The sequence below is a fragment of the Aureispira sp. CCB-QB1 genome, from assembly GCF_000724545.1.
Lineage (GTDB): Bacteria > Bacteroidota > Bacteroidia > Chitinophagales > Saprospiraceae > Aureispira.
This window is the reverse complement of sequence record NZ_JHBV01000161.1, coordinates 1-4,366: the sequence shown is the minus strand read 5'-3', so window position 1 is coordinate 4,366 and position 4,366 is coordinate 1. Positions and strand designations below refer to the sequence as shown.

The 4,366-nt window shown below is 42.7% G+C and carries 11 protein-coding genes; all 11 read left to right on the top strand.

Features of this window, described 5'->3' with window-relative positions:
* The first annotated feature begins 206 nt into the window (after positions 1-206).
* The 11 genes from CG11_RS28740 to CG11_RS28690 all read left to right on the top strand — a co-directional run bounded on the left by CG11_RS28740 (position 207) and on the right by CG11_RS28690 (position 4,347).
* Positions 207-464 carry a hypothetical protein gene (locus tag CG11_RS28740; protein WP_052600357.1) on the top strand — a complete coding sequence of 86 codons (258 nt, stop codon included), beginning with the start codon at positions 207-209 and terminating at the stop codon, positions 462-464.
* Positions 464-787: a hypothetical protein gene (locus CG11_RS28735; protein WP_052600356.1), complete on the top strand. Its 324-nt coding sequence runs from the start codon at positions 464-466 to the stop codon at positions 785-787. Before CG11_RS28740 ends, CG11_RS28735 begins: the two co-directional genes overlap by 1 nt.
* Positions 787-1,152, top strand: a complete 366-nt coding sequence (locus CG11_RS28730) for a hypothetical protein (RefSeq protein ID WP_052600355.1) — start codon at positions 787-789, stop codon at positions 1,150-1,152. The genes CG11_RS28735 and CG11_RS28730 overlap by 1 nt, the downstream gene beginning before the upstream one ends.
* Entirely contained in the window at positions 1,133-2,074 is a 942-nt protein-coding gene (locus tag CG11_RS28725; protein ID WP_052600354.1) for a hypothetical protein, read from the top strand. Before CG11_RS28730 ends, CG11_RS28725 begins: the two co-directional genes overlap by 20 nt.
* Positions 2,074-2,529 carry a hypothetical protein gene (locus CG11_RS28720; RefSeq protein ID WP_052600353.1) on the top strand — a complete coding sequence of 152 codons (456 nt, stop codon included), beginning with the start codon at positions 2,074-2,076 and terminating at the stop codon, positions 2,527-2,529. The genes CG11_RS28725 and CG11_RS28720 overlap by 1 nt, the downstream gene beginning before the upstream one ends.
* A gap of 59 nt (positions 2,530-2,588) precedes the next feature.
* On the top strand, positions 2,589-2,831 hold the full coding sequence (locus tag CG11_RS28715) for a hypothetical protein (RefSeq protein ID WP_052600352.1): 243 nt from the start codon (positions 2,589-2,591) through the stop codon (positions 2,829-2,831).
* A gap of 1 nt (position 2,832) precedes the next feature.
* On the top strand, positions 2,833-3,228 hold the full coding sequence (locus CG11_RS28710) for a peptidoglycan-binding protein (RefSeq protein ID WP_052600351.1): 396 nt from the start codon (positions 2,833-2,835) through the stop codon (positions 3,226-3,228).
* Positions 3,228-3,437 (top strand): hypothetical protein, encoded by a 210-nt coding sequence (locus tag CG11_RS28705; protein WP_052600350.1) that lies wholly within the window; start codon positions 3,228-3,230, stop codon positions 3,435-3,437. The genes CG11_RS28710 and CG11_RS28705 overlap by 1 nt, the downstream gene beginning before the upstream one ends.
* Complete coding sequence (locus CG11_RS28700; RefSeq protein ID WP_052600349.1) at positions 3,424-3,639, top strand: hypothetical protein; 216 nt, start codon at positions 3,424-3,426, stop codon at positions 3,637-3,639. Before CG11_RS28705 ends, CG11_RS28700 begins: the two co-directional genes overlap by 14 nt.
* Positions 3,636-3,815 (top strand): hypothetical protein, encoded by a 180-nt coding sequence (locus CG11_RS28695; protein ID WP_052600348.1) that lies wholly within the window; start codon positions 3,636-3,638, stop codon positions 3,813-3,815. Before CG11_RS28700 ends, CG11_RS28695 begins: the two co-directional genes overlap by 4 nt.
* A 76-nt stretch (positions 3,816-3,891) precedes the next feature.
* Positions 3,892-4,347, top strand: coding sequence for a peptidoglycan recognition family protein (locus tag CG11_RS28690; RefSeq protein WP_052600347.1), 456 nt, complete (start codon positions 3,892-3,894; stop codon positions 4,345-4,347).
* Positions 4,348-4,366 lie beyond the last annotated feature (19 nt).

Sequence of the window (4,366 nt, the reverse complement as noted above, 5' to 3'; positions counted from 1 at the left end):
CAGACGAATATTCGTTCCATCACCGACCTTGGTGTAGCCTTAGATGGCAGCAACTATTTAGAAATGCCTGTCTATCGAGGTGTTGGTGTGAATGTGACGATGACCACCGAGTGGGTTCGTCGATAGTAAACCTAAAAAACAACCCCTTAAAACCCTAAGAGCCAATTGTCCCGAGTGGCAATTGGCTTTTTTCAAACCCATATCCTATGGCAGTAGGTCAATTTTTTGATAGCATACAGACAGGGGATATATTGAGCGGTGGTTTTGGCAATCATGGTGTTTCAGGGAGTGAACTTGCCCATATATTTGGAGCAATGGCACAATCGGACACCATTCAAGCTGCTCAAGAACGAGAAGATCGAGCCAAGCGCACCAAACTACTAGTGATTAGTGGTGCCGTGATCACGAGCTTATCGTTTATTCTCCTATTATATTACCTAACCTCTAAACGCCCAAGAACCTAATGGAAAAATTGCAAACAGGGACCCTCGCTGAATTGAGAGGCGATTCTACCACCAATCCCAACCCAACAGCCAGCCAGCCCACGATTAAAGTGGCTAGCCCAGCTCCAACGGCTACGAATGAATTAAATACTTCTAGCAATGCCTCTGCTACCGTTATTAAGGAGCCCACCACCAATCTTTCAACCACCAATACACCAACCCAAGCAGGAACAACTCCTTGTGGTTTGTGCAAAGCCAAATCCATTGCCAATCTAGCCTTTAGTTTTAGTTTGGTGATCTTGGTCTTAGCTTTTTCTTTTAGCCTTGTAAAAAGTCCTAAATAATGGATTTTACAAAGCAATACGGTGGGTCAAGCAATGGCTTGAATATTAACCTATCGAGCAACCGTCCCAGTTACAGCCAACAGTTTGGAGGCTCGAATGGGACACTGAGCGAGCAACGGCAAGAAAGCAAAACAGGCACTGATGTAGCAGGAATTATTGGCGCTAGTGCTGGTGGTTTGGACAGCATCACCAATTTTATTACCGCCGTTACAGGGAAAGGCGGTTCTAGTGCTACTCCTGCTTATGTGCCCCCGCCACCACCAGAAAAGAAAACCAATCCTTGGCTCATTGGAGGCATTGCAGCAGGAGTGGTTGTTTTAATCATTGTGATCATACTAACTAAAAATGGAACATCCAAGCAGTAAAACAGGGCTTCTAATCGCTGTGATTCTTTTGGTTTTGGTCGGAGGTGGTTTTGCGGCTTGGAAAGTCTTGGGAACCAATAAGGACGACGAGGAACCTGTTCAGGAACAACGCCAGGAGCAGTTGCCTCCGATTACAGGAAGAAAGGATGCAAGTAGCGAAGCCACCAATATTTTAACCAAGGATTTAGTGGCGAAGTTATTGGGCAATAAGAAGGATCCCAACGCACCACCACCCCCCAAACCTGTTGCGGTGCTTCAGAACAGCGAAGCAGGAAAAGCCTTGATTCAGGAGCGGATGAAGTACATCCAAATGAATGAAGGAGCTGCCGATGAGGTGCGAGCCATTCACAAAGTAGGTCGAACCTTGGTTGATACATCCAGTTGGACCAGCCAAGCAATTGAGGCAATCAGTGGAATGTTTGCACAGCTGCATCAAGTTGAAAAGAACAACTATTTAACCTATCCCATTTTTGGAAAGTATGAAACCAAAGGAGAACCATTAAGAAAGGAGCTGCAACGCTTTTTAGCGCAGTCTTGGGATGGGTATAATGTTACCAATCAACGACATTCAGGCGATGCTCATTGGATTGGTCAACTGAGCTTAAATTTGATGTATGGCAGTCAAAATGCGTATGTACATTCGGAGGATGAGGTTTGGTGGATGAATCAAGGAGAGAGTGTTCGAAAGGGACTAGACTTTTTTAAGGCAGTGAATGGGCACAATGTCAGTGATAGAGAGCTGCTAAAAAGAGTGCATGGTCGTCCCGTGTATAATGCGGGGGTAATGCATGCCTTTGTTAAAAGTTGGATGGCTGAAATGGAATACTTTGATCGAGTGACGGAACAAACCGCTATTGCCGCATTGATTGCAGAAGGTTATTTGGTAAAAACAGCAAAAGCTGATAAAATGGGAAAAAAATAATGAGAGAAAAAACCAATCCCGTGTTAACAAAAAATCAACTGTATATCGGAGGTGTTGTCGTTTTGATTGTCTTGATTTTTGTTCTAGGCAATTATTTTGGCAAGAAATCCAAAACCAATAAACAGATTGAGGTACAGGTAGATATCAAAGATGAAAATGGCAATGCAGTAGCCTATGATCCGAATGAGCTTTTGGAGCGTCTACACAAAGGGCTGACAACTCGATATTACTTTGATTTTTCAGAGCGTTGCGAACCGATTAAGGAATTGTATGACTTAGATGCGGTTCGTTTTATGGCGACGGTACGAGCGTATAAAGTAAAATATGGCGTGGATATTCAGGTGCATATTGCTGCTTGTAATGTGGGCTGTGATGGCAGTGGAGGCTATGGTGCTTATGGTTATTTTATGTTAATTGAGCAGCGAATTAAAGAACTAGAACATATTATCAAATAAAAGCAAAGGCTTCATATCATTTTTAGAAAATTATCAACAACAATACAACAAACCCAAACATGAAAACACTATCGAAAAAAACTAAAATCATCCTCTTCGTACTCATCGTCTTGTTACTAGCAGGGGGAGCAGCTTATTATTGGAAACAAAAAACAGACAAGCAAAAGGAGAAAGAAGCCAAGATGGACGCAGAGCAGCCCCAAGAACCGAAAACAGTAGTTGCCGCTGAGCAACAAAAAGCAGACAAAACAACGGTTAAAAAACAGTTGACAGTCATGGACAGCACCGATAAACCTGTTTAAAATGAAGGAAAAAATTCAAGAACACAAAGTCCCCTTAATCGTGGGGGCTTTGGTTTTGCTGGCTGTACTTGCTTTTATGTATAAAAATAAGCTAGCATCCTTCTTTTTGTATAAAGGAGGATTGACCAATGCTCAACCCGCAACAATGCATCCAACCGTGACCAGCAACAATAGTGCAATAGTGGATAGAGATATCCTTTTACAAAAAGGCAGCAAAGGCAAGCAAGTGGAGGAATTGCAACAATTGCTGAATGTCAAGCATGGTAGTAGTGGTCCTAGTTTTTATGAGTACTTAACCGTAGATGGCATTTTTGGTTCCGCAACGGAAGCGATGTTAAAAAAGTACACGGGAAGAACAAGCATCAGTATTAATGACTTGCTAAAAGCCTTGAAGTAATGCCGTTCTTAATCCCCTTTATTCTAGGAGCAGGTGGGACGGGCTTTTTGTGGTGGCAAACCAAACAAAAGGAGGAAAAGGAGCCCAATTTAGGGGAAGATCTGTGGAATGCCCTAAAGCCCATTTTAATCATCTTATTAGTGCTGTTGTTTCTGCGATGGCTCTATAAAAAAGGAAGTATTGAACATGACGTCGATGAAAACATATGATGACTCAGGCATGAAAGGAGTGGCTTTCTTAGCCATTGTTTTGCTCTATGTTTGTGGAAAAGAAAAAGGTAGTTATTTAATGGCAGCCAGTTCCTTTTTAGTAATGGCAATTCCTGCGTATAGTTTGGGGCAGCTTTTCTTTGAGGATTCAGAGCAAAGAACAACAACTAAAGTAGACGTATGGTTATTCTCTAATCTATGACAAACAATCAAATACAAGCCGTTGATGCGTCGATTGATACCATTCGAAGAATGCTGCACAACAGAGACAGAATGATTAAAGGGTTGGTCCTTGTGCTGTTGTTAACTTGGGTTATCGGGGGTTATCATGTTTTTGTGCAATTGCCAAAAATGAAAGCGAATGACGCTCAAGAATAAAAAAGCGGTGCTGGTTGGCGTTGTTTGTTGCATCGTTCTTCTGTTCCTTTGGATCAAGGATCAGCGGCTTAAAATAGTGGATCAATCCAATGCATTGCTGCGCTCGGCGACTAAAAAATATGGAACCAGGACTTTAGATCAGATTCGTCAAATCGTTGTCCATCATTCGGCTTCTATTGGTCAAACGGCCAAGGACTATGCTCGCTATCATGTCTTGACCAAGGGCTGGGCGGGGATTGGGTACACTTTTGTGATTGAAGTGGATGGGTTGATTGTGCAGGCGCATCCTTTGACCGTCGTGAGTTACAATACAGCTGGGGTAAATACGGCCACCATTGGCATTTGTTTGAGTGGTGATTTTACGAAACAAGAGCCCAGTCGGGCACAGCTCAAGAGCTTAAAGCAGTTAATCCGATACTTAAGAAAAACCTTGCCTCAGCGTTTGGACGTTTATGGTCACAAGGACTTTGGAACAACCCGTTGTCCAGGACCGAATTTATACAAACATTTGCATCAATTTCAATTGGCATGACAATACAAACGAAACGATA

Bases quoted from the DNA above. Each gene is read 5' to 3' on its own strand.
- CG11_RS28740 (WP_052600357.1), top strand. From the start codon at position 207: ATGGCAGTAGGTCAATTTTTTGATAGCATACAGACAGGGGATATATTG.
- CG11_RS28735 (WP_052600356.1), top strand. From the start codon at position 464: ATGGAAAAATTGCAAACAGGGACCCTCGCTGAATTGAGAGGCGATTCT.
- CG11_RS28730 (WP_052600355.1), top strand. From the start codon at position 787: ATGGATTTTACAAAGCAATACGGTGGGTCAAGCAATGGCTTGAATATT.
- CG11_RS28725 (WP_052600354.1), top strand. From the start codon at position 1,133: ATGGAACATCCAAGCAGTAAAACAGGGCTTCTAATCGCTGTGATTCTT.
- CG11_RS28720 (WP_052600353.1), top strand. From the start codon at position 2,074: ATGAGAGAAAAAACCAATCCCGTGTTAACAAAAAATCAACTGTATATC.
- CG11_RS28715 (WP_052600352.1), top strand. From the start codon at position 2,589: ATGAAAACACTATCGAAAAAAACTAAAATCATCCTCTTCGTACTCATC.
- CG11_RS28710 (WP_052600351.1), top strand. From the start codon at position 2,833: ATGAAGGAAAAAATTCAAGAACACAAAGTCCCCTTAATCGTGGGGGCT.
- CG11_RS28705 (WP_052600350.1), top strand. From the start codon at position 3,228: ATGCCGTTCTTAATCCCCTTTATTCTAGGAGCAGGTGGGACGGGCTTT.
- CG11_RS28700 (WP_052600349.1), top strand. From the start codon at position 3,424: ATGAAAACATATGATGACTCAGGCATGAAAGGAGTGGCTTTCTTAGCC.
- CG11_RS28695 (WP_052600348.1), top strand. From the start codon at position 3,636: ATGACAAACAATCAAATACAAGCCGTTGATGCGTCGATTGATACCATT.